At 68.3% G+C, this 24,411-nt stretch carries 14 protein-coding genes; 7 read left to right on the forward strand and 7 right to left on the reverse strand.

Annotation, left to right across the window (positions count from 1 at the left end):
* Nucleotides 1-99 precede the first annotated feature (99 nt).
* The 4 genes from KF709_11350 to KF709_11365 all read left to right on the forward strand — a co-directional run bounded on the left by KF709_11350 (nt 100) and on the right by KF709_11365 (nt 5,685).
* Nucleotides 100-1,512: an FAD-binding oxidoreductase gene (locus KF709_11350; protein MBX3175001.1), complete on the forward strand. Its 1,413-nt coding sequence runs from the start codon at nt 100-102 to the stop codon at nt 1,510-1,512.
* A gap of 61 nt (nt 1,513-1,573) precedes the next feature.
* On the forward strand, nt 1,574-2,593 hold the full coding sequence (locus tag KF709_11355; GenBank protein MBX3175002.1) for a hypothetical protein: 1,020 nt from the start codon (nt 1,574-1,576) through the stop codon (nt 2,591-2,593).
* A 79-nt stretch (nt 2,594-2,672) separates the two neighbouring features.
* Nucleotides 2,673-3,836 carry a hypothetical protein gene (locus tag KF709_11360; protein ID MBX3175003.1) on the forward strand — a complete coding sequence of 388 codons (1,164 nt, stop codon included), beginning with the start codon at nt 2,673-2,675 and terminating at the stop codon, nt 3,834-3,836.
* Between the two features lie 46 nt (nt 3,837-3,882).
* Nucleotides 3,883-5,685 (forward strand): DUF885 domain-containing protein, encoded by a 1,803-nt coding sequence (locus tag KF709_11365; protein ID MBX3175004.1) that lies wholly within the window; start codon nt 3,883-3,885, stop codon nt 5,683-5,685.
* Nucleotides 5,686-5,897: 212 nt separating this feature from the next.
* On the opposite strand, the gene KF709_11370 is transcribed toward KF709_11365, so the two are convergent.
* Genes KF709_11370 through KF709_11380 form a run of 3 tightly spaced genes read right to left on the reverse strand, consistent with a single transcriptional unit; the run spans nt 5,898 to nt 10,074 of the window.
* Nucleotides 5,898-8,123 carry a PQQ-binding-like beta-propeller repeat protein gene (locus KF709_11370; protein ID MBX3175005.1) on the reverse strand — a complete coding sequence of 742 codons (2,226 nt, stop codon included), beginning with the start codon at nt 8,121-8,123 and terminating at the stop codon, nt 5,898-5,900.
* Nucleotides 8,124-8,169: 46 nt separating this feature from the next.
* On the reverse strand, nt 8,170-8,631 hold the full coding sequence (locus KF709_11375) for a cytochrome c (protein ID MBX3175006.1): 462 nt from the start codon (nt 8,629-8,631) through the stop codon (nt 8,170-8,172).
* Nucleotides 8,632-8,634: 3 nt separating this feature from the next.
* Nucleotides 8,635-10,074 (reverse strand): HupE/UreJ family protein, encoded by a 1,440-nt coding sequence (locus KF709_11380; protein ID MBX3175007.1) that lies wholly within the window; start codon nt 10,072-10,074, stop codon nt 8,635-8,637.
* Between the two features lie 68 nt (nt 10,075-10,142).
* Here KF709_11380 and KF709_11385 point away from each other — a divergent pair, with 68 nt between their 5' ends.
* Together KF709_11385 and KF709_11390 are read left to right on the forward strand one after the other, a co-directional pair.
* Complete coding sequence (locus KF709_11385) at nt 10,143-11,324, forward strand: hypothetical protein (protein MBX3175008.1); 1,182 nt, start codon at nt 10,143-10,145, stop codon at nt 11,322-11,324.
* A gap of 119 nt (nt 11,325-11,443) precedes the next feature.
* Entirely contained in the window at nt 11,444-19,141 is a 7,698-nt protein-coding gene (locus KF709_11390) for a hypothetical protein (protein MBX3175009.1), read from the forward strand.
* 15 nt (nt 19,142-19,156) lie between these two features.
* Here the strand turns inward: KF709_11390 and KF709_11395 are convergent, their stop codons facing one another.
* The 3 genes from KF709_11395 to KF709_11405 are packed head-to-tail and all read right to left on the reverse strand — an operon-like array spanning nt 19,157 to nt 22,242.
* A complete protein-coding gene (locus KF709_11395) occupies nt 19,157-20,119 on the reverse strand; it encodes a hypothetical protein (GenBank protein MBX3175010.1) in 963 nt (320 codons plus the stop codon).
* Nucleotides 20,120-20,124: 5 nt separating this feature from the next.
* On the reverse strand, nt 20,125-20,865 hold the full coding sequence (locus KF709_11400; GenBank protein ID MBX3175011.1) for a hypothetical protein: 741 nt from the start codon (nt 20,863-20,865) through the stop codon (nt 20,125-20,127).
* 45 nt (nt 20,866-20,910) lie between these two features.
* The gene (locus KF709_11405; protein ID MBX3175012.1) at nt 20,911-22,242 is read right to left on the reverse strand and encodes a PDZ domain-containing protein; all 1,332 of its coding nucleotides are present in this window, start codon (nt 22,240-22,242) and stop codon (nt 20,911-20,913) included.
* Nucleotides 22,243-22,381: 139 nt separating this feature from the next.
* On the opposite strand from KF709_11405, the gene KF709_11410 reads away from it, so the two are divergent.
* On the forward strand, nt 22,382-23,557 hold the full coding sequence (locus KF709_11410) for a hypothetical protein (protein ID MBX3175013.1): 1,176 nt from the start codon (nt 22,382-22,384) through the stop codon (nt 23,555-23,557).
* Here KF709_11410 and KF709_11415 read toward each other — a convergent pair.
* Nucleotides 23,554-24,339, reverse strand: a complete 786-nt coding sequence (locus KF709_11415; protein ID MBX3175014.1) for an enoyl-CoA hydratase/isomerase family protein — start codon at nt 24,337-24,339, stop codon at nt 23,554-23,556. The genes KF709_11410 and KF709_11415 overlap by 4 nt on opposite strands.
* Between the last annotated feature and the right edge of the window lie 72 nt (nt 24,340-24,411).

The raw sequence follows: 24,411 nt of genomic DNA on the forward strand, positions 1-24,411 counted from the left end.
ACAGGAAACTCGCCGCCGCGCGGGGCGGAAGCAACGGGACGAGGTTTGCGTGCGTAGCGGAGAGAGCGCAGATTCGCGCGGTCCACACCCTACGCATCGATGACCCCACCTGCTGACGACTCCACCTCCGCGGGCCTGCCGCGCCGGGACTTCCTTCGCATCGCCGGGCTGGGCGCGGGAGCCGTGCTGGCCGCGCCACACGCGGCTGCGGGGCAGGCACCTGCCGCCGTGCGCAGCCGTGCCTCGTCCAACATCATCGTGGTCGGCGCCGGGATCTGGGGCGCCACGACGGCCCTCAACCTCGCCCGAGGCGGTGCCAAGGTCACGCTGATCGACGCCTACGGGCCCGGGAACTCCCGCGCCACCTCGGGCGATGAGACCCGCGGGATCCGCTCCACCTACGGTGACCGCTCGACGTCCGCGGAGTTGTGGGTGCGCTGGGCGCGTGAGAGCATCACGCGCTGGGCCGCGTTTGACGCCGAGCACGGCAAGCGCTTTGGCACGCGGTTCTTCATGACGACTGGTGACGTGTTGATGCGCGAGCGCGAAGAGCCCTTCGTGACGCGCTCGGCGGCGCTCTGGGACGGACTCAAGGTCAAGTACGAGCGCGTGAGTCCCGAGGAAGCGCGCAAGCGCTGGCCGCAGATCAACACGGAGCCGTATCCGGTGATCCTCTATGAGCCGGACGCAGGCGTGGCGCGCTCACGCGCGGCCACGCAGGCCACGGCGGCGCTAGCGCGGGATGCCGGTGTGGAGTTGCGCATCGCCCGCGTGACACCGGGCGCGCTGAACTCGGAGCGGATGGATGGCGTCCGGCTTGACGATGGCACGGTGCTACAGGCCGATGCCTACGTGTTCGCCTGCGGGCCCTGGCTGCCCAAGGTCTTCCCGCAGGAACTTGGTGACCGCGCGCGCACGCCGCTGGGACACGTGTGCTACTTCGGCACGCCAGTGGCGGATGAGCGCTTCACGGTGCCGAACATTCCGAGCTGGAACGTGCCCGGTGTGACCGGTTGGGGCGCGCTGCCTGTGGACAGCCGCGGCTTCCGCGTACGTGGCGCCTTTGCGCCGCCGCGTCCGCCGCGCGCGGACGATGAGGACGAGCCGCCTCCGCCTCCGCGGCAGAGTGCGCCTGACCCGCGGCTGCAGGACCCGGACCTAAGCATCCGCTGGTCCTCGCAGGACCGCATCGATGGCTCGCGTCGCGTGCTGGAGAAGGTGTTTCCGACACTTGCCGAGGCGCCGATCCTCGAGACGCGTTCGTGTCACTACGAAAGCAGCATCAATCGCAACTTCATCGTGGACCGGCTGCCGGGAGCTTCGAACGCCTGGGTGGTCGGGCTGGGGCAGGCCGAGGGCTTCAAGTTCGCGCCCTTGGTCGCGGAGTTCGCGGCCAAGCGGCTGTTAGGGCAGCAGGTGGATGCGGAGCTGGTGGAGGCGTTCAAGTTCCCGACGGAGCGGTATGACGCGAACAACACCGGGCGGCGAGGGGATGACGATGATGATGCATAAGTCCGTACGTGGCACCGCACTTGGCATCGTGCTGTTGCTGCCGACGATTGCCGGCGCGCAGATGACGCCGAACGCGCCCGACAGACCCGTCAACGATCGCCCAAACGCGTATCGCACGATTGAAGGATGGGCCAAGCTGCCCGACGGCCGCACCTGGGGCTCCACGAGCGCCGTCGCGATCGATCCCGACGGCGAGAGCGTGTGGGTGGCCGAGCGTTGTGCCGCGAACTTCTGCGTGGGCTCGGACCTGGATCCGATTCTCAAGTTCGACGCGAACGGCAACCTCGTACGTTCGTTTGGCCGTGGATTGATTGCCTGGCCGCACGGCATGACGATCGACCGCGAGGGCAACATCTGGGTCGCCGATGCGCGCGACAATCGTGCGGCGCTGCGGCAGGCCGCCGAGGCAGGGCAGGCCGTCGACTCCGCGCGGATCTACGGACACCAAATCCTCAAGTTCTCGCCCACGGGCGAGCTGCTGATGACGCTCGGCTCCAAGGGCGGTGGTCGCGAGCCCGGCTTCTTCTGGGAGCCCAACGCGGTGATGATCGCGCCCAACGGCGACATCTGGGTGGCCGAGGGGCACAGCTCGCGCGGGGAGGCGAACGCACGGGTGCTCAAGTTCGACCGCACAGGCAAGCTGCTGCTCACGATGGGCTCAACGCGCGGTGGCGAGCTGGGCAAGTTCGATCAACCACACGCGCTGGCGATGGATTCGCAGGGGCGCGTGTTCATCGCGGACCGTTCCAACAATCGCCTGCTGATCTATGACCAGCAGGGGAAGCACCTCGACACTTGGTATCAGTTTTCGCGCATCAGCGGGTTGTTCATCGATGCGAACGACGTGCTCTATGCGGCGGATTCGGAGTCTGGGTCCATTGATCCTTCGCGACCCGAGTGGAAGCGCGGGATTCGGATTGGGAATGCGCGGACGGGTGAGGTGACGGGGTTCATTCCGGACCCGGTGGAGCAGACGCGTGGGACGTCGGCCGCGGAAGGTGTGGCGGTGGACCGGAATGGTGTGATCTATGGGGCCGAGGTTGGGCCTAGGGCGTTGAAGCGGTACGTGCGGCAGAGATGAAGGAATGGTGAAGGCCGAATGAGGAATTGAGATTCGGTCTTGTGCGGGTGCGGCTTCGGTCAGACCGTAGCGCGCACCTATGCATATCTCAACACGTCTCTTCGTTTCGGCGGCGTTGCAGGTCGTTCTTGCCGCCGCCTGCTCCAGCGAGCCCGTCAGCGATGCTGGTGCTGGTGAGTTGGAGCGTCCTTCCGCTTACGAATCGCTGCCGCGCGTGCAGCCGGTCTACGAGTCGCCGCTCTGCCATGACCAAGCGCGTTGCGCGCTGCCGCCAGAGCCTCACGGTGCGGTCAACTCCAATGGCGACGCGATCGTCGGTGTGAGTTCTCCCGACCTCCCGCCGGTGGTGCTCGTGCCGGCCGCGACGCGCGAGCTGATTCCCATTGGGCGCCGGGGGACGGGGCCGGGCGAGTACCGCAGCCCGTTCGCGCAGGCGTTCGACGCGAATGGCGACCTGCTGCTGGTCGACCCCTTCGCGCGGCGGATGCTCCGCTACTCGTCCACCGGTGCGAGCCTGCAGACGGCGCGCATCTCATTGCCTCCGGCGATGGCGCAGGTGGGCTCGATCGGCAACATCGCGGACGGCCGCATGCACCTGCTTGGGGCGACCGCTCCGGAAGCAAAAGGCACTGCCGCTGACAGCGCACGGATCCAGCTGTTCTGGCTCGCGCCAGACGGCGACGCCGAAGTCCGGCATTCGCTGGAGCTTCGGCTGCCGGTATTCGGTCTCGGCGCGATGATCGAGGCGCCTCCGATCTTTGCAGCGCACGCGCTCTTTTGGGTGGCGACGGGCGGTGTGGTCTACCTCGCGCGGGCGCAGACGCTGTCCGTGGAGCGATTCGACTCGACGGGTCGACGCGATCGGGTGGCCGGGTTCGCGGTTGCTGGGCGAAAGGTGGAAGAGGCGGACGTGCGTCGGTTCCGCGAGCGGATGATGCCGTCTGGTGCTCCGTCCGCCATGCGCGAGGCAATCGAGCGGCAGCTCGCTCGGCGCCCCGACCGGCATCCCGCGGTGATGCGGATGCAGCGCACGGCCGACGGCGAGCTTTGGCTGGGCCAGACGCCTAGAGTTCAAGGCGACAGCGTCGAGTGGTTGGTGTTCGACGCGGAGCTCAAGCCTCGCGTGCGCGTCTGGCTCGCGGCCAGCGACGCGATCATCGGCGGTACGCGGGGCAGGGTGCTCATCGCACGGGAAGGCGATGCCGGCGAGCAGGACGGCTACTGGTGGGCACGGCTGCCCTGAGCGAACTTCGGGGCCGTCAGTCCCCTCGCTCAGGAGTTTCGGTCCAGTGTCTCGCCGTCATCTGCCAATCACGCAGCTGTTTTCGTCGCTCGGCTTCGCGGCCGCGATCGTGCTTCTGCTTCCCTCAAGTGGCGCGGCCCAGCGCCGCGCCGCCCAAGCCGCGCCTGCGCGGGTCTCCGGACCCAGCGCCACCGCCCAGAGCGAACTGCGCGACAGCGTCGCCATCATGATGTCCGACCGCGCCGCGCTCCAGCGCCGCTGGACGGTGGACTACTCCCCGGACCGCGCCGCCCGCCTGCGGGCGTTCTACGCGGACTGGCGCGCCCGACTGGCCAAGGTGGACTTCGACCGCCTGAGCCAGGAAGGCAAGATCGACTACGTCCTGCTCGACAATCGCATTCGGCAGGAACTGGACCAGCTTGACCGCGACACGCGCCTCGCCGGTGAGATGCGACAGTACACGCCGTTTGCCGCGACCATCACGGGATTCGAGGAGGCGCGCCGCCGCTTCGAGCGCCCGGACGGCCAGAGCACCGCTCGCGCGCTGGCCGACATGGCCAAGCAGATCGACAGCCTCACCAAGGCCGTGCGCGCGCGGCAGCCGCAGTCCGCACAGATCACGCGTCCCGAGCGCATCGTCGGTCTGCGCACGATTGCCTACCTCGGCGAGCTCTCTGGCACGCTGCGCAACTGGCACCGCTTCACCTCGGGCTACGACCCGGAGTTCTCGTGGTGGACGGCGGACCCGTATCGTCGTGTCACTGACGGGATGACGGCCTACACGCGCGCCATCCGCGAGGTGATTGTCGGGCAGAAGCAGGGCGAGGAGGAGCCGATCATCGGTGACCCGATCGGTCGGCCTGGCATCATCGCCGACCTTGGCTTCGAGATGATTGCCTACACGCCCGAGGAGATCATCAAGATCGCCGAGCAGGAGTTTGCGTGGATTGAGGCGGAGCAGAAGAAGGCCTCGCGCGCGATGGGCTTCGGCGACGACTGGCGCGCGGCGCTGGAGAAGGTGAAGCAGGCCTACGTGCCGCCGGGTGACCAGCCGGAGATGGTGCGCGACCTGGCGCGCTACTCAGTGAAGTTCGTCACGGACCGCGACCTGGTCACGGTGCCGCCGCTGGCCGACGAAGTCTGGCGCATGGAGATGATGCCGCCGCGCCAGCAGTTGGTGTCGCCGTTCTTCCTCGGTGGCGAGATCATTCAGGTCGCGTATCCGACTGACAGCATGCAGCACGACGACAAGCTGATGGCGATGCGCGGCAACAACCCGCACTTCTCCCTCGCGACGGTGCACCACGAGCTGATCCCAGGCCATCACCTGCAGGGCTTCATGACGCAGCGCTACAACTCGCACCGTGGCGCGTTCAGCACGCCGTTCTGGGGCGAGGGTTGGGCGCTGTGGTGGGAGATGCTGCTCTGGGACCTGGACTTCCCGCGCACGCCGGAAGACAAGATGGGGATGCTCTTTTGGCGCTCGCACCGCGCGGCGCGGATCATCTTTTCGCTCAAGGTGCATCTTGGCGAGATGACGCCGCAGGAGGCGGTGGACTTCCTGGTGGACCGCGTGGGGCACGAGCGTGCGAACGCCGAGGCGGAGGTGCGGCGCTCGTTCAACGGCTCGTACTCGCCGATGTATCAGGCGGCGTACATGCTTGGCGGGCTCCAGTTCCGTGCGCTGCACCGGGAGTTGGTGCAGTCTGGGCGCATGACGAATCGCGAGTTCCACGATGCGATTCTGCACGGGGGGCGGATGCCTGTTGAGATGGTTCGGGCTCGGCTCCTTGGCACGCCGTTGACGCGGACATATCGGGCTTCGTGGAAGTTCTATGATCTGAACTGATGGCCACAGAGGCACAGAGACGCAGAGGGTCTCGCGGGGCGACCTAACCTCTGTGCGTAGACTCTCCCAAAATTCTTAGGGGGCTCGGCGGACAGATCTGTCCGCCGAGCCCCCTAAGAAGTTGCAGGTGGGATTAGACGCAGAGGCCAACGCGCGCGCTCAACCCTCTGTGTCTCTGTGCCTCTGTGGCAACCCGCGCAGATCCATCCAAATCACGGCAGCCTGAGCGCCACCAATGAAGTCGAAGAGCCAGCCCCAGTCGCAAACACGATGTACTGCTTCCCACGATGCATGAACGTCATCGGCATCGCCGTGGTGCGCGAAGGAATCTCCACGGCACCGACCTGACGGCCCGTAGCCTTGTCGACCGCGTAGAGCATCGGCGTGGCGCCAGGGACGCCGCCCGAACGGCCCGTGCCGTAGATCAACAGCGACTTGGTGACGATGAGTTGCGCCTGGCCGCTGGCGGGACGCGGCGGGATTGTCACGCCGGCGAAGAGCGGGTCGTTGCTGCGCTGCGGGACCATGCCGCCGTTCGGGATCCACCAACGCTTGTCGCCCGACTTCATGTCGTAGGCCGTGATGCCGCCGAGCTCGGCCGGCTTCAGGATCGACACCCCGTGGAGGTTGGAGGCCGCCGCGCGGCCACCGAAGCCGCCGCCGCGGGATTCCGGCGCCACGTAGCCCTCAGGTGGCTCCAGCGCGCCGATTAGGCCGCAGTTGTCGCGCGGCGAGCTGTAGCGGAACTCGGAGCAGGGGTCCTTCTGCAGCGTGATCGTCGAGAGTCCGCTCAGGGCGGCGACGTACATCATCCCCGTCTCGAGGTCCACGCCGGCGCCGCCGTCGATGTTCACGCCGCCCGAGGCGCCGGGCGCGTACCAAGAGCAGCGCGTGCCCGTCGGGCTGCTGCCATCGGAGAGCACCGCCGGGATGAAGTACGGGCCCATGCGGCACTTCCGCGCCATTGCGAGCGCCGAGTCGCGAATGGCGGGCGTCCAGTCAATCACGTCTTCTTCTTCTAGCCCTTGCTGCGCGTAGGGTGCCGGCTTGGTCGGAATCGGCTGCGTGGGCGATGCGCGCTCGCCGGGCACGTCGCTGGCCATCACCGGCGTCTCGACAATCGGCCAGATCGGCTCGCCCGTCGCACGATCGAACGTGTACAGCCAGCCCTGCTTGGTGCTCTGCGAGATCACCTTGCGCTGACGGCCGTCCACCACGGCATCGAAGAGGTTCGGCGCCATCGGCGTGTCATAGTCCCAGATGTCGTGGTGCACCATCTGGAAGTGCCAGCGGCGACGGCCCGTCTTGGCGTCGATTGCGACCAGCGAGTTGCCGTAGAGATTGTTGCCCGGCCGATGGCCGCCGTACTCGTCCATCAGCGGCATGCCGACGGGGATGTAGACCAGCCCGAGTTCTGGGTCCGCCGAGTAGGTGGCCCACGCGTCGTTCTTGCCCACGCCTTCCGTGCCGATCTTCGAGCCATTCTCCCAGGTCTCGGCGCCGAACTCTCCCGGTTGCGGGACGAGATTGAACTTCCAGAGCTGTCGCCCCGTGCGCACGTCGAAGCCGCGGATGAAGCCCGGCAGGTTGCGCACGCGGATCGGGTAATAGCCGTGGATGCTGGAGTTGCCGAGCACGATGACGTCGTTGACCATGATGGCCGGCGACGAGATGGCGATCTGGCCGTTCACCGGGTCGATGCCGACGGAGCCGTCGGCCCCGGTGCGCGTGACGGGGTCCCATCCTTCGCCGGGCTTCGCGCGGCGCAGCGGTGCGGCGTCGGAGATGATGAGTGGCCCGCTGTCATCAACCGCGAGCGGCACCAGCGGGAAGCCAAGGCCGTTCTGCAGGTCCACGACGCCGTTCACGCCGAAGCGCGGGTCGGGAATGCCGGTGCGCGCGTCGAGCGACACCAGATGGTATCCGGGCGTCGTGACGATGATGCGCTCGATGGTGCCGTCGGTCCAATACGTGAGGCCGCGGCCGGCGAACTGGCGCGGGGCCTTCTGCCAGCGGATGCCTTCCTCGAGGCGATAGCTCCAGAGAGTCTCGCCGGTCTCGGGATCGATTGCCATCGCCACGCGACGCGTGGTGGCGACGGTGAAGAGCCGGCCGTTGGCGTAGAGCGGAGTCGTGCGATAGTACTCGTCCGCACCGAAGGCGCCGGCGTCCCACTGCCAGGCCATCTGCAGGCTGCCGAAGTTCGACGCGTTGATCTGGTCCAGCGGCGAGTAGCGCGAACTCCAGGCGTCGGCGCCCCAGACGCGCCATTCGCCGTCCACGTTCCCGCGGGCGTTCGGCAGCGTGACGCGGCCGTTGCCGCCTGGCGCGGTGCTCGGGCGCACGTGCTGCGCGTGGAGCGGATTGGTGAGCGGCGCGCTCGCGGCGGCGAGGGCGAGGGCCGCGACAGCGGCCAGTGGCGTGCAGCGACGGAACATCACGCGACTCCGAGTGGTGGGGTGGAGCGTCGGCGAGTGAAGCGACCTACGGCAGTGTGTCGATGCGGATACGATGCAGCGTCAACGAATCTGTGGATAGAGGGACGTTCCCCGGCGGCATTGCGTTGATGCGCAGGATGTACGCGGTGAGGTTGGCGTACTCGTCGTTGGTCATCGTGCCGGGATCGGTCTGCGGCATCTCGCGGCGGAGATACGTGAACAGGTCGGCGACGCTGCGGCCGCGCCACTTGCCCATGAAGGGCGGGCCGGAGTGCTGGAGTGGGGCGTGGCAGGACTGGCAAGCGAGCGCGAACAGGTCGCGGCCCGCATCGGCCTGCTGGCGCGTGTAGACGCCGTTGGCGGTGCTGCGGGTGGTGTCGAAGGCGAACGCGGTGAGGGCGCCAACGCCTCGAGTCGCGTGGCGCGTCGTTGGCGCAGGCCTCTCAGGGGCAGCGGCAAACGCAAACACCGCGACGAATGAAGCGAGGGCAGAGATCCAGGCAGTCATCAATCAGGATTCAGGTCGGAGCAGTCGCGTCGAGACCTCGCGCACGGCGAGCGCCGCGATGGCAGTGACGGACAATAGCAGGGCGAGGCGCACCAAGCCGAGCGCCAGCGATGTGTCGGCGGCGGGAAGACTGACGCGGAGGTCGTACGCTGCGAAGGCGGAGAATCGTGCGGTCATCCAGTGCCAGGCCTCGTGCGCCACCAGGGCGGACCCCACCCAGACTGCAAGGTGCCGCCGCTCTGCCGGCAGTGCCTCCATCAGGCGTGCGAGCAGCGGGACCAGCAGCGCCACGACCAGCAGTTGCCCCGCCTCCACGCCGATGTTGAAGGCCGCGAGCGCCGTCATCAGGTTGGCCCCCGCGAACTGCAACTGCTCGCCGAGCGCGAACGAGAAACCGAAGCCGTGGATGAGCCCGAAGGCAAACGCCACGCGCCATCGCCGCTCCAGGCGCTCCGGAGGAAGCAGCACGTTCTCCACCGCGAGCCACACAATCGACGCAGCGATGAGCAGCTCGACAAGCGGCGGGAACCACGCGGCGCGCGGGACCACGCCGAGCGCCGCGGCGCCGAGGGTGACCGAGTGCGCCACGGTGAAACTCGTCACCAGCGCCAGCAGCGGTCGCCAACGACGAATGGGCAGCACCAGGCAGAACACGAACAGCAGGTGATCGAATCCGCCGAGGATGTGGCGAAAGCCGTCCACCAGGAACTGCGCGCCGCTCTGCCACCACGCCGGGTCCAGCGCGATCACGCCGGGGTCACCGACGTACGAGAGGCTGCGCGTTTCGCCTGTAGGAAGGACGAGATGCACGACGCTGGTCGTACGGATTCCGAGCCTTGCCAAGGCAGGGTTGAGCGCGAGGTCCGCGTCAGCAGCGGGTATCGGCGCCTCGAGCCAGACGTCCAGGAGCGGTTGCTGCCAAGGAATGGCGATCGCGTTGTCGAGCAGCGGGGCGTCGAACGATGCCAGCGCGGCTTCGTACGAGTCGAACGAGCGGTCGCTGGGCAACGCGAGACGTGCCCGCAGCACGCGGGGCGAGCCAATCGCCTCGCCGTTGGCTCGCAGACCAATGGCGTCGGCAATCCAGGTCTTGGCCAGCCCCGGCAGCAGCTCGCGTACAGCGACGAGGTCCAGCGATCCGTCCGGCCGCGTGGGCTCGATGACGTCGCGCATCGCCTCCAACGGCACGCGCACGAGCACCGTAAGCACGGTGTCGCGCGGGACCACGAACGCGCGGACGGCGACGCGGGCGGGGATTTCGTGCGCCGCCGCGTGACGCGGCAGACCGGCGAAGAGCAGCAGCAAGATGCCCAACGTCACGGCACGGAACGCCGACGCATCGATTCGCGCGAACGGGAACGGGAACGCGGACGCGGGGCGCGGCGTCAGCGGTCGACTTGGCTGGGCAGGCGGCTGGTGCATCACGGCGGGGAGATATAGCATTTGCGGCGCCTCGGCACACGGGGCGCCGTCGGACCACGACTCAGGACACGTCCAGGGGACTTCCTTCGATGAACCGGAGAACAACGCTCATTGCCGCCGCTTCGCTGGGCGCGCTCATCGCTACGCTCACGGTTGCCGAGCGCCAGCTTTCGGCCGATGCGGCCGAGCAGCCCGTGCAGGCACCGCGGTTCGAGGTGGATCCCTACTGGCCCAAGCCCTTGCCCAACAACTGGGTGATCGGTTCGGTGATCGGCATCGGCGTGGACTCGCGCGACCACGTGTACATCGTGCATCGGCAACAGTCGCTGAATGCGCGCACGGAAATTGGGCTCGCCTCCGACCCGCCGACGGGCGACTGCTGCGCCCCGGCCCCGCCGGTGTTGGAGTTCGATCCCGAGGGCAATCTCGTGCGGGCCTGGGGTGGTGAGGGGCAAGGCTACACTTGGCCGAACTCGAATCACGGCGTGGCCGTGGACCATCTCGACAACGTCTGGATCGGGGGCAACGGTCAGGGCGACTCGCACATCTTGAAGTTCTCCCGCGATGGCCGGTTCATCGCGCAGTACGGCGAGCCGGGCAAGCCGGCGAACAGCAATAGCCGCGAGTACTTCGGGCGCGTGGCCAAGATCTCGTTCGACGCCGCCGTGAACGAGGCCTACGTGGCGGACGGCTACGGCAACAAGCGCGTCGCGGTGCTGGACATGGGGACGGGCGCCATCAAGCGCTTCTGGGGCGCCTACGGCAACGTGCCGTCGGATTCGAACCTCGGTCCCTACAACCCGGATGCGCCGCCAGCGCCGCAGTTCCGGAACCCGGTGCACTGCGCGGAGCCGTCGGCCGACGGCTTGCTCTACGTGTGTGATCGCCAGAACAACCGCATCCAGGTCTTCCGCCGCAACGGTGAGTACGTGAACGAGGTGCGCATCGCGCCGCGCACGCTCGGCGACGGGGCGGTGTGGGACATCGCGTTCTCGCGCGACCGCGAGCAGCGCTTCCTGTACCTGGCCGACGGAAAGAACGAGAAGGTCTACGTGATGGACCGCAAGTCGCTCACCGTGCTGACGAGCTTCGGTGGTGGCGGTCGCCAACCGGGACAGTTCTTCGCGGTGCACTCGATCGCCACGGACTCCAAGGGCAACATCTTCACGACCGAGACCTACGAGGGGAAGCGCGTACAGCGCTTCGTGAACAAGGGAATGGCGAGCGTGACGCGTCGCGACCAAGGGCCGCCGTGGCCCACGGGGCGGTAGCCACCGAGGGGTTCGGAGCGCGTCAATGAGCGGGGCGCCCCAGACGGGGCGCCCCGCTCTGTAACTGGGGTCACGAACAGCCCTAGCGCACGGCACGCTTCGTGCACACGTTCTGCCGTATGCGTAGCCGTCTGGTCCGCGGCGCACTGCTGGGTCTCGCAGTGCTGGGTGTCGCCAGCTGTGGGGATGGTCCGGGCGGATTGCCGGGCCGGAGCGGGGCCCTCTCTGTGGCCCCGCGTTTCGCGAACGCGGTCTCGGCCGGTATCGTCGAGGTGGTGGCCGTGCGCGTGCGTCTCGCGCGGCCCGGCGGCGGTGCGATCGTCCTCGACACGACGGTCGTCTTTCCCGTCAACTCCGACGAGATCTCGCTCACCCTGCGCGCGCCCATCAGCGGCGACGCCGAGATCCTGCAGGCCAGCTTCGCGATGATCAACGCGGTCGGCGATACCGTGTTTCGCGCGGGGCCGACGGATGTGACGCTGCGGACGGCGGGTGCGCCCGCCGTGGCCACGCCGACCTTCCAGTACAGCGGCACGGGCGCCAACGCGGTCGGCGTGCGATTCCTCGCGCCGCCGACGATCGCCTACTTCGGCGACACGATCGACTTCGACGTCGAAGCTTTCGATGGACAGTCGGCGGGCATTGCCGGCACGCCGATCGGTTTCGCGTTGGCGGATTCCGCGGACACGGTGCGCGCGCGGATTCCCAACCGCGCAGAGGGACGCGTGGTGATCGGCGGACAGCGCGGCAGCGTGGGCATTCGCGCGTTCACGCCGGCGGACCTTGGGGCGACGCACACGTTGCTCATCCAGCCACTGGCCTCCGCCATCCAGGCATTCGCCGGCAATGCGCAGACCGGCGAGGCCGGGGCAGCGTTGGCGGCTCCGTTCACGGCGAGGGTCATCGCCGAGGATGGGCTCGGCGTGGAAGGGAAGGAGGTCGTGTTCAGCGTCACGGCGGGCGGCGGGAGCCTGAGTGTCTTGGTCGATACGACCGACGCCAATGGCGATGCCCAGACCGTGCTCACGTTGGGCGCCGTACCCGGGGCGCAGCAGGTGACGGCGACGGCCACCGGTGTCTCGGGTGCGACGACGACATTCACCGCGACAGCCACGGCAGGCGCGCCCGCGCAGCTGGCCATCACCGCCGAGCCGACGGATGGGATCGCGGGCGCGGCGTTGACGCCGCTCGTGGTCGAGATCCGCGATGCGAACGGCTTTGTGGTCACCACGGCGAACAACCCGGTGACGGTGGCGCTGGAAACCGATCCCAGCGGCGTGAATCCGCTCGGCGGCACCTTGATGGTGGCGGCCGTGAATGGCATCGCAACGTTCAGCGATCTGACGCTTGATGTGGCCGCGCAGGGTTACGTGCTGAATGTGACGTCCGCAGGCCTCACGTCGGCGATCGGCACGGCGTTCGATGTGGTGCCGGGCGCGGCGACTGTGCTTGAGTTCCAGGTCCAGCCGCCTCTCACGGCCGGATCCGGCGCGCCCTTCGCGGTGTCCGTGCGCGCGATGGATGCACTCGGTAACCTCGCAACGCCGTTCACGGGCAACGTGTCGATGGCGATTGGCGCCAATCCCTCGGCAGGCACCTTGGGCGGCACGCTCAGCATCGCGGCCGTGGCGGGCGTCGCGACGTTCAGCGATCTCGAGATCGACAACCTCGGTGATGGCTACACGCTGGTGGCCACGGCGAGCGGACTTGGCGATGCGACGAGCAATGCATTCAACATCGAGCCGCCCGGTGATGTGAACGCCTGGATCAACCCAGCGGGCGGCGCGTGGGAAACGGCGTCCAACTGGAGCCGTGGCACGGTGCCGCTTGGCACGGACACCGTGTGGATTCGGCAGTCCGGCACGTACACGGTGACCGTGTCCACGTCACGGACGATTGGCAAGACGTTGGTCGGCGGCTCGAGCGGTGTGCAGACGCTGGCCCTCACCGGCGGGACGCTGACGATTGCCGATACCGTGCAGCTCGGCGGCACGACGGAGTTGGCGATCAGCGGCGGAACCGTGAACGGCCCCGGCCTCCTGGAGTCGGACGGCGCCGTAGTCTGGAGCGGCGGCACGTTCGGGGCGGGCCTGGTCCTGCGCTCGACGCCGATCGGGAGCTTCACGCTCAGCGGGACGGCGGGTCGCATCATCAACAACATTCGGATCGAGATTCTTGGTGCCGGGCTGTGGACGGACACGCAGATGGTCGGCAGCGGTGGCGGCGCGGTGGTCCACGTCGGCGCCACGGGGATCCTCGACATCCAAGGCGATGGGTCGCTGCTCTACAACCAGGGGGGCGCGCTCTCCGTCCTTGAGAACCTCGGGACGGTGCTGCGCAGCACGAGCCCGGGCATCGCGACCGTGACGGCGAACTGGGTGAACAACGGCAGCGCCGACATCGAGACAGGTACGCTGCGGCTCGGCGGAGGCGGCGTCTCGACGACGGGCATCGTGAACGTTGGGGCCGGCAGCACATTGGATTTCTCGGGCGGCACGAAGACACTGGACGCTGGCACGACAATCACCGGCGACGGCATCGTGCTGGTCAGCGGTGGTACGCTGAACGTGGAGGGGCCCTGGACGCTCCTCGGTCAGGTGCAGCTGACCGGCGGCACCTTCCGCTACTCGGCCACCGGCGGCACGGTGTCTTCCTTGATTGCATCCGGCGGCACATTGACCGGCAATGCGACGGGCTTTCTCACGGTCGCCGACTCGATGGCGTGGAGTGCCGGTACGTTCGGCACCGGTGGCGGCACGACGCACGTTGCCGCAGGTGCAAGCTTCGACCTGCGCGGCACCGCCGCGCGTGTCTTCAACAACTACATCGTCGAGGTTGCCGGGACGGGTACCTGGCGCGACGTGCAGTCCGTCAACGCTGGAGGCGGCGCCGAGATCCGCGTGTTGGCCGGCGCGACGCTGGATGTGATCGGCGATGGGACCTTTGCCTTCAACCAGGGTGGTGCGCAGGCCCGCCTGGTCAATCAAGGCACGATCACGCGCCACACGAGTGCGGGCATCGTCACCGTGTCGGCGTCCTGGGATAACGACGGTGTCGTCGATGTGCAGAGTGGCACGCTGCGGCTCTCGGGCGCCGGCACGTCCACGACGGGTTCCCTCGATGTCGCGCCGGGCGCCGTCGTGGACTTCTCCGGGGGCACCAAGTCGCTTGGTGGTGCCAGCAGCGTTACCGGCGCGGGGCGCGTGCTGCTGAGCGGCGGGAACGTCACGGCAAACGGGCCTTGGGGCGTGACGGGAGTGGTGGAAGTCTCGGCCGGCTCGCTGAACTACGCGGCTGCGACCGGCAGCGTCTCTGGCCTGATTGTCTCCGGCGGCGCACTCAACTCTGCCGCCACCGGCCTGCTCAGCGTCGTCGACTCGATGGCCTGGTCGGCTGGCAACCTCGGCGTGGGCGGCGGCATGACACGCGTCCTGGCCGGAGGCACCTTCGACCTGCGCGGCACGGCAGGCCGCATTATGAACAGCCACACAGTGGAGGTCGCGGGCGCCGCGACCTGGCGTGATGTCCAGAGCATCAACGCGGGCGGTGGCGCGACGATCCGCATCCTTCCCGGTGGGACGATGGATGCGATCGGCGATGGATCGTTCCTCTACAACCAGGGCGGTGCGCAGGCCCGTCTAGTCAATGAAGGGACGTTCACGCGCAGCGGCAGTGCCGGCATCGTCACGGTTTCTGCGGCTTGGGACAACGACGGTGTCGCCGACGTGTTGACGGGCACGCTGCGGCTTTCGGGAGCAGGCGCCTCCACGAGCGGATCGCTCGACGTGCTGGCCGGCGCGACGCTGGATTTCTCCGGCGGCACCAAGACTTTCGGTGCAACCAGTTCGATTACCGGCGCGGGCACGGTATCCGTCACCGGTTCGACCCTAACGGTGAACGGTCCGTGGGCCGTGACTGGCCTCGTGCAGGTTTCGAGCGGCGTCCTCGACTACTCGGCGGCAACCGGCAGCGTGTCGGGGCTTGTCGTTACGGGTGGCACGCTGCGCGGAGGTCCGACCGGACTGCTGACGGTGGTCGATTCGATGGCCTGGGTCGGCGGCACCTTCGGTGTCGGTGGCGGTACGGCACGCGTGCAGGCCGGCGGTACGTTCGACCTGCGCGGCACGGCGGGTCGCGTCTTCAACAGCTACACCGTCGAGATCGGCGGCGCCGGCACCTGGCGTGATGTCCAGGCCATCAACTCCGGCGGTGGCGCCACCATCCACGTCTTGGCCGGCGGTACGCTGGACATCCTCGACGACGGAAACTTCGCGTACAACCAAGGCGGCGCTGTGGCGCGGCTGGTGAACGAGGGGACGATCGTGAAGCAGGCCGGCGCCGGCATCACTTCGGTCGGGGCCGCGTTCGACAATGATGGCCTGCTGAGTATTGAGAGCGGCACGATGTCCTTCACCGGCGGTGGCACCGCGGTCGGTGGCAGCTATGAGGCGCTGGTCGGCACGGAGCTGCGCTTCGCCGGCGGCACGCACACACTCGATGCCGCGACGACGCTCACGGTGCCGGGCACGGTGGGCGTCACCTCCGGGACCGTCACGACCACGGGCGTCTGGGCGCTCACGGGAGCGCTGACCGTCAGCGGCGGCACGCTGAACTATTCGGCGGCCGGAGGTGGGGTGGGCACTCTGTTCCTGACCGGCGGCACATTGGGCGGCGCGGTGGGCGGTGTGCTCACGGTGTCCGACTCAATGGTCTGGACGGGCGGAAACCTGACCGGCGCTGGCGGCAGTGTACTGGTGGCCGACGGCGCGCTCTTCGAGGCGCGCGGCACCGCCGGCCGCACGATGAACAACATGACGCTTGAGATTGCCGGCACGGGCGTCTGGCGTGACACGCAGGTGCTGGGCTCGGGCGGCAACGCCGTGCTGCGCGTGGCGCCGACGGGCAGCCTGGACGTCCAAGGCGACGGGAGCTGGGCCTACAACCAGGGTGGTGGTGTCTCCGTCCTTGATGTGCAGGGACCGCTTACGCGATCCACATCGGCGGGTACTGCCGTTGTCTCGATGAGTGTAGCCGTGGCGGCACCCATCGACGTGCAATCAGGCACCCTGCAGTTTGCGAATGGCGGCACGCTGGCAGGGTCGGTAGACATCGCGGCAGGCGCGACGCTTCGTCTGCCGAGCGGCACGTACACGATGCAACCCGGCTTCGCCACCAGCGGCTTGGGCGATCTCGCCTTGGCCGGCGCCACGCTCAGTGGACTCGCCGCCGCGGACACCGTGCCGATCGAGCGCGCCACGCTCAACGCCGGGGCACTGAATCCTTCGGCAGGCGGCACGGTGCGCGTGGATAGCCTGCTGCTCTGGACCGGCGGCGCGCTGAATGGTGCCGGCACCGTGCACCTGCCGCTCGACGGCATCCTGATGATGTCCGGCACCGGTGGCCGCAATCTCAACGCCGGGACGCTTTTCATCGAGGGCACTGCCGTCATCGCGGACGCCTTCACGATGAGCAGCGGCGGTGGCGCGGCCATCCACGTGGCGCCGAGCGGCGTGTTGAGCTTCGCGCAGCCGGCAGCTTCCACGGCCAATCTGTCCTATAACCTCGGCGGGGGCATCACGACGCTCCTGATCGAGGGCGACCTCGTCCTCTCCACCGACGCCTCCGCGGTGACGAACATGTCGTTCCAGATGCCGGGACAGACGACCGTCGCCGCCGGCACGTTGAACCTGACGGGCAGCGGCACGATCAGCGGCGTGATCGACAATGCCGCCAATGTCCTGTTCAACGGCGCGACCTACACGTTCACGGACGCCGCGAACTTGACGGGCCTGGGCGACTTCGTCATCGCAGGAGGGACGCTGAACACATCAGCCGCCTCGGACACCGTGGACTTCAGTAACCTCACGATCACGGGCGGCAACCTCGCGCAGACCGGCGGTTTCCTGATCGGGGATGTCGTCTGGGAGGGCGGCAACCTCATCGGCACGGGGCTTACGGCCGTGCTGGGCGACCTGCAGATGAACGGGACGGCCGGGCGCAACTTCCAGAATGGTGTGCTCGAGCCGCGCGGCACCGCGACATATGGCGGCACCTTCGTGATGAGCACCGGCAGCGGCGCGCGCCTCCGCAACCTCGGCAGCTTCGACTGGGCCGGCGACGGCACGATGGCCTACAACCTCGGTGGCGGCAACTCCGTCTTCGAGAATCTCGGCAGCTTCGTGCGCAACGCGGCGACGCCGGCGAACGTCGCGACGATCGGGGCCGACTTCGTCGACACGCTCGGGAGCGGGTTCAATGTTGATGGCGGCACCCTGCGGTTGTCTGGTAGCTCGAGCCGCATCGGCGGGTCGCCGGGACTGCTGGGCATCCTCGAGACCACCGCCGGGACCTTCTCGCTGCAGGCGGGCACGACGATTGGGTCGGACGGCGGGCTGCTGAGGATGACCGGCGGCACGATGACGGCCGACGCCGGTGCCACGCTGAACATCCCGACCTTCGAGATGACGGGCGGCACGCTGTCGCACGCGGCGACGCTTGTGTTTGCGGACGGTTTTGCCTGGGGCGGAGGAAACATCACCGGGGCCGGCGGCACGACGCGGATCGACGGCGGGACGATGGTGGTGACGGGCGCAGGGCGCACGCTCGACGCTGGGCACCTGCTGGACGTGACGGCGTTCGGCGCGGTGGACTTCGGGATGACAGGCACCTTGAGCACGGGCGGAGCGGCCATCATTCGCAATGCGGGTCTGTTTGATCTCACTGGCCCCGCGACGATCTCCTACAACCTCGGCGGCGGCGCTTCGCGCTTCGAGAACCTCTCCGGCGGGACGCTGCGCAGTAGCGGTGCCACGACGGGTGCGCTCAATCTCGCGGTGTGGAACGCGGGTGGCGCGCTCGAGGTCGCCGGTGACTCGCTGCGGCTAACCGCGGGAAGCGTGACGGCGTTCAATGGGACGGCCACCGTGGACGGCAGCGCGCTGGTTCTCGCGGGCGGGACGTTTACGCTTGACGGCGGGCTTGCCGTGGGCGGCGACGGCGGCGACCTCGTGGTGCGCGCGGGCGTCTTGGCCGTGGGCGCCAACACGCTCACCGTCGGCGGCGATCTCACGACGGCTGGCACGGGACTGCTCAGCATGACGGACGCCGCGAGTCTCGTCGAGGTGGATGGCAGCGCGACCTTCGGCGGCGCGAGCACGGCCGGGCAGATGACCGACGGCCTGCTCCGCCTCCGCGGGGACTTCGCGCAGACGGGTGTGTCGAACAGCTTCCGGGCGACCGGGGCGCACACGACTCGCTTCGAGGGATCGCTGGCGCAGAACATCTTGATGAGCGGCGCTGGCAGCGGGGGCGCGTCCTCGCGCTTCGCTCGTGTGCAGCTGTTCAACAACAACCTCCCGGTGACGCTGGAACTGCAGTCCGACGTGTTCGCGGGCTGGGTCGAGGACTCCACGGCGAGCGCGCAGGATGTGATCGGCTCCGCTGCGGGTGCGCTGTTCAGCGTCGACACCGCGTTCACGCTGAGCAACACGCTGTTCGACAACGTGCGGCTGGCCGTAACGGGCGGCGGCTTCGCCACGCTGCAGACGCTGACGTTCCAGAACATGGACCCGACGGTCACGCAGCTCACGGTCAGCCTCAACGCCGGCCAGCCCGTCTCCCTCACGAGTGGAACGACGTTCTCGACCGTTCCGACGAGCGGCCGCTACGTGGAGGCCATCCAGCGTACCGTGGGAGCACCTGGAATCCTGACCGTTCTCGCGCCGGTCACACCGACGACACCCGGAGCGTTCTATCTGCTCACACCAAACGGCGCCTCGTTCCCGTCCATCGTCTGGAATGGGGTGACGCTGCCGTAGAACCACAGCGGCACGCTACCGCATTCCCGGCAAGTCGGCTCGCGCCAGCACCGCCTCAACCAATTGCTGCAGCACCTCCGGCCGGTTGCCCTGCATATGCCGGCCCGGCAACCACACCAGTTCCTTCGGCTCCCCCGCCGCCTCGTACAGGATTTCCACCGACGCGCGCGGAATCTTCTCATCCTCGGTCGCATTCAGCATCACGACCGGTCGCGGCGACACATCGGCGATCCACTTCTCGGGCGTGAACCGCGGGCCGGACGCCAGCACGTTGGCGAGCACCGAAATGGGATACCGGGCGGCGGCCAGGGGTACGTCGCGCTCGAGCCCGCGTGCGATCATCCGCCGCGTATCGCCACCACCGTGCGCCAGCCAGAGTCGCGTGACGCGCGTATCGCGCGCGGCGGCGATGGTCGCAAAGGGCGCGCCGAAGCTCGCGCCCACCAACTCCACACGCGTCGGGTCCACGTCGGGCCGCGTAAGCAGGTAGTCCAGCGCCAGCTGCACGGCCGGCGGCGTGTCGTAGATGGCGCGCCGGATTGCTGGGACCTGCGCCAGCACCTCAAGCGCGCCCCGGGCACGGTGGTTTCCATCAAACGGATACTCCAGCGACGCGAACACCGCTCCACGCGTGTCGCCGATCAACGCCGCCGCGCCCTTGCCGCGCTCGTGGCCGCCGAGGACAAGAAACAGCGGCCGGCGCACGGTGCTGGACTCCACCGTGGCCGGCCGCCGGATCGCGAGCTCGATGCCGAGCCCGCTTGCACTCTCCACCCGCACTTCCTGCTCTGCCGTGCCGCCATCACGCGTTGGCGGACGTTCCTCAACCCGGACTATCGGTGCATGCCGACGGTTGAAGTGCGGCACCGGGTCGCGCAGCAGCCAGAGGGCCGCTGCCGTGAGCACAAGAAGCTTCGCGGTGCCCACAAACACGACGAGGCGACCGAGCTTCGCGGCGAGCGGTCGCCTCGTCGTCATACGACCTACTCGGGCTTGAGCGCCTTCACTTCGGGAGGCAGCTCAAAGGCCTTGGGGTCCTGCGGGCCGAATTCCACCGACGTGGTCGTCATCATCTGCTGCATGCCCATCGCACTCTGCGTCATCTTGTGTGGCACCAGGATGCCGTTCACGTCGCGGTAGTCGGAGAGTCGCGTCACGGCCTCGACCTCGCCCATCTGTGACTGCTGCGTCTGCCGCGACTCCACGAGCAGGCCGCTGGCGGAGGAGAAGCACTCCGTCGTCACGCGACCGGACTTCCAGGTGAGCTTGAGGCAGTTGGCCTTGACGCCGTCCACATCCACTTCGCCGGCGGCCTCGATGTGGGTGAACTGCTCCGGCTTCCGGGCCATCGAGTTCATGTCGGAACCGTCCACCAGCGCGGCAGCCTCTTGGCCGGTGATCAGCCGCGGGCCTTGCATCGGGTCACTGGACCACGCCGTCGTGCCGTCGTAGCCCTGCTTCATCTGGCCCATGCCCGGGATGTCGATGACCATCGCCATCAGGTTCGGGCGGCTCTGCATCGCGACGATGCTCGCCGTCATCCCGGCCGCAGGGATGTCCATCGTGATCGTGGACTTCATGCCCTGAATGCTGGCGATCTTGCCCTGCGGATCGATGGTCCTGGTGTAGCGCGCCAGGATCTCATTGGGCGACTGCGCGGCGACCGTGGCGCCGCCAACGGCGAGCAGCGCGAGCACGGCGAACGAGTGACGAAGGGAACGCATCATCGGACCTCTGAAGGAAAGGAGACTGTCAAGGAAATGTAGGGCCTAGCGCATCTCGCGGGCGAGCCAACGGCGCGCGGCCTCGAGTGCGGGGTCACGACCCTGCAACAAGGCACGCCGCGTGAGCGGCGCCGGCGTGTCGGGCAGCACTCCTACCCCCTCCACGCGACGCCCGTTCGCGTCTTCGTGGTTGGCGATCGGATGCATCAGCACATCGCCGCTCGGCAGCCGCAGCATCAGCGAGGGCAGGGCCATCCCCGCCGAGGTCTCGCCAAACACGCGGGCCCGCCCCAACGCCTGCAGCCCGGCGGCGAAGAACTCCGAGGAGCTCGCCGTGAAGCCATCCACAATGATGGCGATGGGCGCGTCGATGATGCCGCGCCTTGCGCCCGTCATATCCACCACGCGTGGATTGGCGCGCAAGTACAGCGTCGACCCGCGCCCATACATCGTACCGAGACTCCAGGCCGAGTCGGAGAAATGTCCGGCCACGCCGCTGATCATCCCCACCACCCCGCCGGGATTCCCGCGCAGGTCGATGATGACGCCAGGCGCACCGCGTGCGGCGAACAGCATCTCGTCAATCTTGGGCGAGATCACCGGAAACCACGCCGACCAGTGAATGACCGGCACCTGACGACGTCGCCACCAGGGACCGACGCTGACCATCTCGCTGCTGGTGTGCAGCACCTGCGGCGGAAGGTTGCCGAATCGGGTGATGGTGCCCGTGGCCGCGCCGTGCACGAGCTTCACACGGCGCGCGTTGCCACGAGCATCCACAATGCCGTACTCCGCCGTGTCGCCAAGCGCGCGCCGACCGATGGAAGTGGCCGCCTGCGTCAGCAGCATCTGGCCCATCGCCGCGTCCTCCGGGAACGCGCGCGCCAGTCGTTCGGCCAGCACCGCAACCGGCAGGGTGTCTACGTGAGTAACGATGTCGCCGGGCTTGAGGCCGGCCGCCGCTGCCGCGCTGCCCGCCGCGACATGCCAGATCACCAGCGTGTCGCCGATGGGGCGGAACTCGAGGCCCACCGTGCCCAGCGAGGCGCTGCTCGGCGCCGCCGTGGTTGGCGGCACCGCATCGCGCGGGATGAGCGCGAAGTGTGACTGGCCCGGGACGGCCGACAGGGCACGAATTGCCGAGCGGACGCGGTCGATGTCGGGTGAGGCACCGAGTGAGGAGCGGATGGAGTCGTGCGCCTGCTGCCAGCGACCGTGGATCAGCGCGGTGTCGTAGTAGATGCGGCTGATCGACGCCCAGGCCGTGTCGAAGCTGGCGAGGGGCGGCGGCGAGCCGTTGGCGCTCCCTTGGGCGGTGGCGGCCGCAGGTAGCAGTGCAAGAGCCGCCACGAGGCGGCGAGTCCAGTGCAGGTGCATCGGCGAGCGTCTCCTCGTTGCCTCGCGTCGGGTAGCCGCCGGCGACAGCGCGGCGGGGGACCTATCCAATATGGACGATGGTGCAGGCCAAGTGGTGACCACCGCCTCCCGGAGCACGCCCCCACGCGTATGTTTCGGCGTGCATCGGACCACACTCAGCCCCGACGACTGCGCCGCACTCGTCGATGAGCTTCGCGAAACGCGAAACCCGAACGTCTGGGTGTATCGCTACCGGCACCCCACGGAACCCTGGGTGTTGGCCATCGCGACGCACGCCGAACCGCAGTCCGGCAAGCTCTCCCTCGGCGGCTTCCGTATCGCACCGCTGGGCCGCGTGATCACGCCGGGGTTCTCGGCCGAACGTGAGGCCATCGCGCTCGCCATCGGGATGGAGGAGAAGGTCCACTGGTCGCGCGTGATCGGCGTGGGTGGACCGCTGGCCATTCGCGACCTCACGCGTGTGGTGGGTGGCAAGTGTGTACTGGTGCCGACGGACGACGCCCGCGTCGGCAATCCGCGCGATATCGGGTTGTTGACCTGGGCCGCGGAGTGCCTGAACGACTGCGAGACCCACGCGGGCGTGCACATCACGACGGGTCAGGACTTGGGTCACGGGGTGTTGTCGGATGGCCAAGGCTCGCTCGAGTTCCTGAACGCGAGATTCGCCGGCAGTGTGGTGGCCGATACGTCCGTGCCGACGGGCGAGGGCAACTACCAGATCCTCAAGGGGATGCTGCGCGCCTGCGCCGTGCCGCTTGAGCGCGCGACCATCGGCTTGATTGGCTGCGGCAACATCGGGATGCACATCATCGAGCGCCTGCGGGAGCATCGCGGTGTGCGCATCCTGGCCTGCGAGGCGCGCGAGCAGCGGCGTGCGGAGCTTGAGGCGATGGGGATCCCGACCTGGGGGCCCGAGGACAAGGCCGACTTCCTCGCCCTCGGGATGGACGCCTTGGTGGTGAATGCGAACGGCGGCACGTTGGATGCGGCGGCCATCGCAGCCTGCCGCGCGAACTCGGCGCTGCGCGTGATCTGCGGCAGCGAGAACCTGGTGATGGCGGACCACGTCGCCGGCACGGCGGCCCTGCGCGACGCCCACAAGGTCTATGCCCCGACGGAACTCGGCGGGATGATGGGCTATCTCACCGCGGTCGAGGAGTATCTGGCGACGCTCGAAGGGCAGCGCTTCGACGTGCAGACCGTGCTGGATGCGGCCGACCGCCTTGAGACTGCAGGCTACGAGGCCACGGGGCGCATCATCGCCGGCGGGCACCGCGAGACCTTCGAAGAGGCCATCACGGCGCTGTACGCCTAGCGCGCGCGAAAGCGCTGCAGGGCTTCCTTGGTGAAGTCCGAGAGGACCATCCGCCCGCTCATCTGGGCGCGCGTGTCCATCAGGGACTCCCAGTTCTCCGTGTCCTTCCAATAGATGCGCTTCATCTCGGCCATCGCCTCGGGGTTCGCCGCGGCGAGGCGCGTGGCGTGCGCGTGGACCGCCGCATCCAAGGCGGCGATGTCGGGGACCACCTGCGCATAGAGTCCGTGGCGCTCGCACCAGGCGGCGTCGTGCCAGTCCGCGTGGACGCCAAGGAACTGGAAGGGAGCAAGCCCGAGCTTCCGCTCGAGCACCACACCGACCACGAAGGGGCCGATGCCCACGGCGAGCTCGCTGAGCTTGGCGTCGGCGCCCTGCACGGCGACTGAGTAGTCACTGGCGGCGATGACGCCGAGCGCGCCACCGGCCGCGCGGCCTTGGATACGCGTGACGACGAACTTCGGCGCGCGGATCATCGCGAGGATCACACGCGAGAAGCCGAGGAAGAACTCGCGCCCCTCCTCAGGCGTGGCGACGGCCGTGAACTCGTCAAAGGAGGCGCCGGCGCAGAAGGTCTTGTGGCCGGCACTGCGCAACACGATCACGCGCGCGGCGGGGTCGGCGCCGAGCGTGCCGATGCCGTCGGCCAGCCGGCGGAGCAGGGCGCTGGGCAGCGAGTTCCCCTTCGGGTGCGAGAACTCGACGGTCCCGATGCCGTCGGCGACGCTGAGTTGGACGTCGCCGTCCGTGAGGGCGGAGGCGGAAGGGGCGCGGTCGGTCATGAGAGCAAAGATATCGGTGTTTCGGGCAGCCGCAGGTATCCGCGAGGGCTCGCCCGTGTCCGTGGGCGTCCG

The organism is Gemmatimonadaceae bacterium, assembly GCA_019637445.1.
Classification (GTDB): domain Bacteria; phylum Gemmatimonadota; class Gemmatimonadetes; order Gemmatimonadales; family Gemmatimonadaceae; genus Pseudogemmatithrix.

Bases quoted from the DNA above. Each gene is read 5' to 3' on its own strand.
- KF709_11350 (MBX3175001.1), top strand. From the start codon at position 100: ATGACCCCACCTGCTGACGACTCCACCTCCGCGGGCCTGCCGCGCCGG.
- KF709_11355 (MBX3175002.1), top strand. From the start codon at position 1,574: ATGACGCCGAACGCGCCCGACAGACCCGTCAACGATCGCCCAAACGCG.
- KF709_11360 (MBX3175003.1), top strand. From the start codon at position 2,673: ATGCATATCTCAACACGTCTCTTCGTTTCGGCGGCGTTGCAGGTCGTT.
- KF709_11370 (MBX3175005.1), bottom strand. From the start codon at position 8,123: ATGTTCCGTCGCTGCACGCCACTGGCCGCTGTCGCGGCCCTCGCCCTC.
- KF709_11375 (MBX3175006.1), bottom strand. From the start codon at position 8,631: ATGACTGCCTGGATCTCTGCCCTCGCTTCATTCGTCGCGGTGTTTGCG.
- KF709_11380 (MBX3175007.1), bottom strand. From the start codon at position 10,074: ATGCTATATCTCCCCGCCGTGATGCACCAGCCGCCTGCCCAGCCAAGT.
- KF709_11385 (MBX3175008.1), top strand. From the start codon at position 10,143: ATGAACCGGAGAACAACGCTCATTGCCGCCGCTTCGCTGGGCGCGCTC.
- KF709_11390 (MBX3175009.1), top strand. From the start codon at position 11,444: ATGCGTAGCCGTCTGGTCCGCGGCGCACTGCTGGGTCTCGCAGTGCTG.
- KF709_11395 (MBX3175010.1), bottom strand. From the start codon at position 20,119: ATGACGACGAGGCGACCGCTCGCCGCGAAGCTCGGTCGCCTCGTCGTG.
- KF709_11400 (MBX3175011.1), bottom strand. From the start codon at position 20,865: ATGCGTTCCCTTCGTCACTCGTTCGCCGTGCTCGCGCTGCTCGCCGTT.
- KF709_11405 (MBX3175012.1), bottom strand. From the start codon at position 22,242: ATGCACCTGCACTGGACTCGCCGCCTCGTGGCGGCTCTTGCACTGCTA.
- KF709_11415 (MBX3175014.1), bottom strand. From the start codon at position 24,339: ATGACCGACCGCGCCCCTTCCGCCTCCGCCCTCACGGACGGCGACGTC.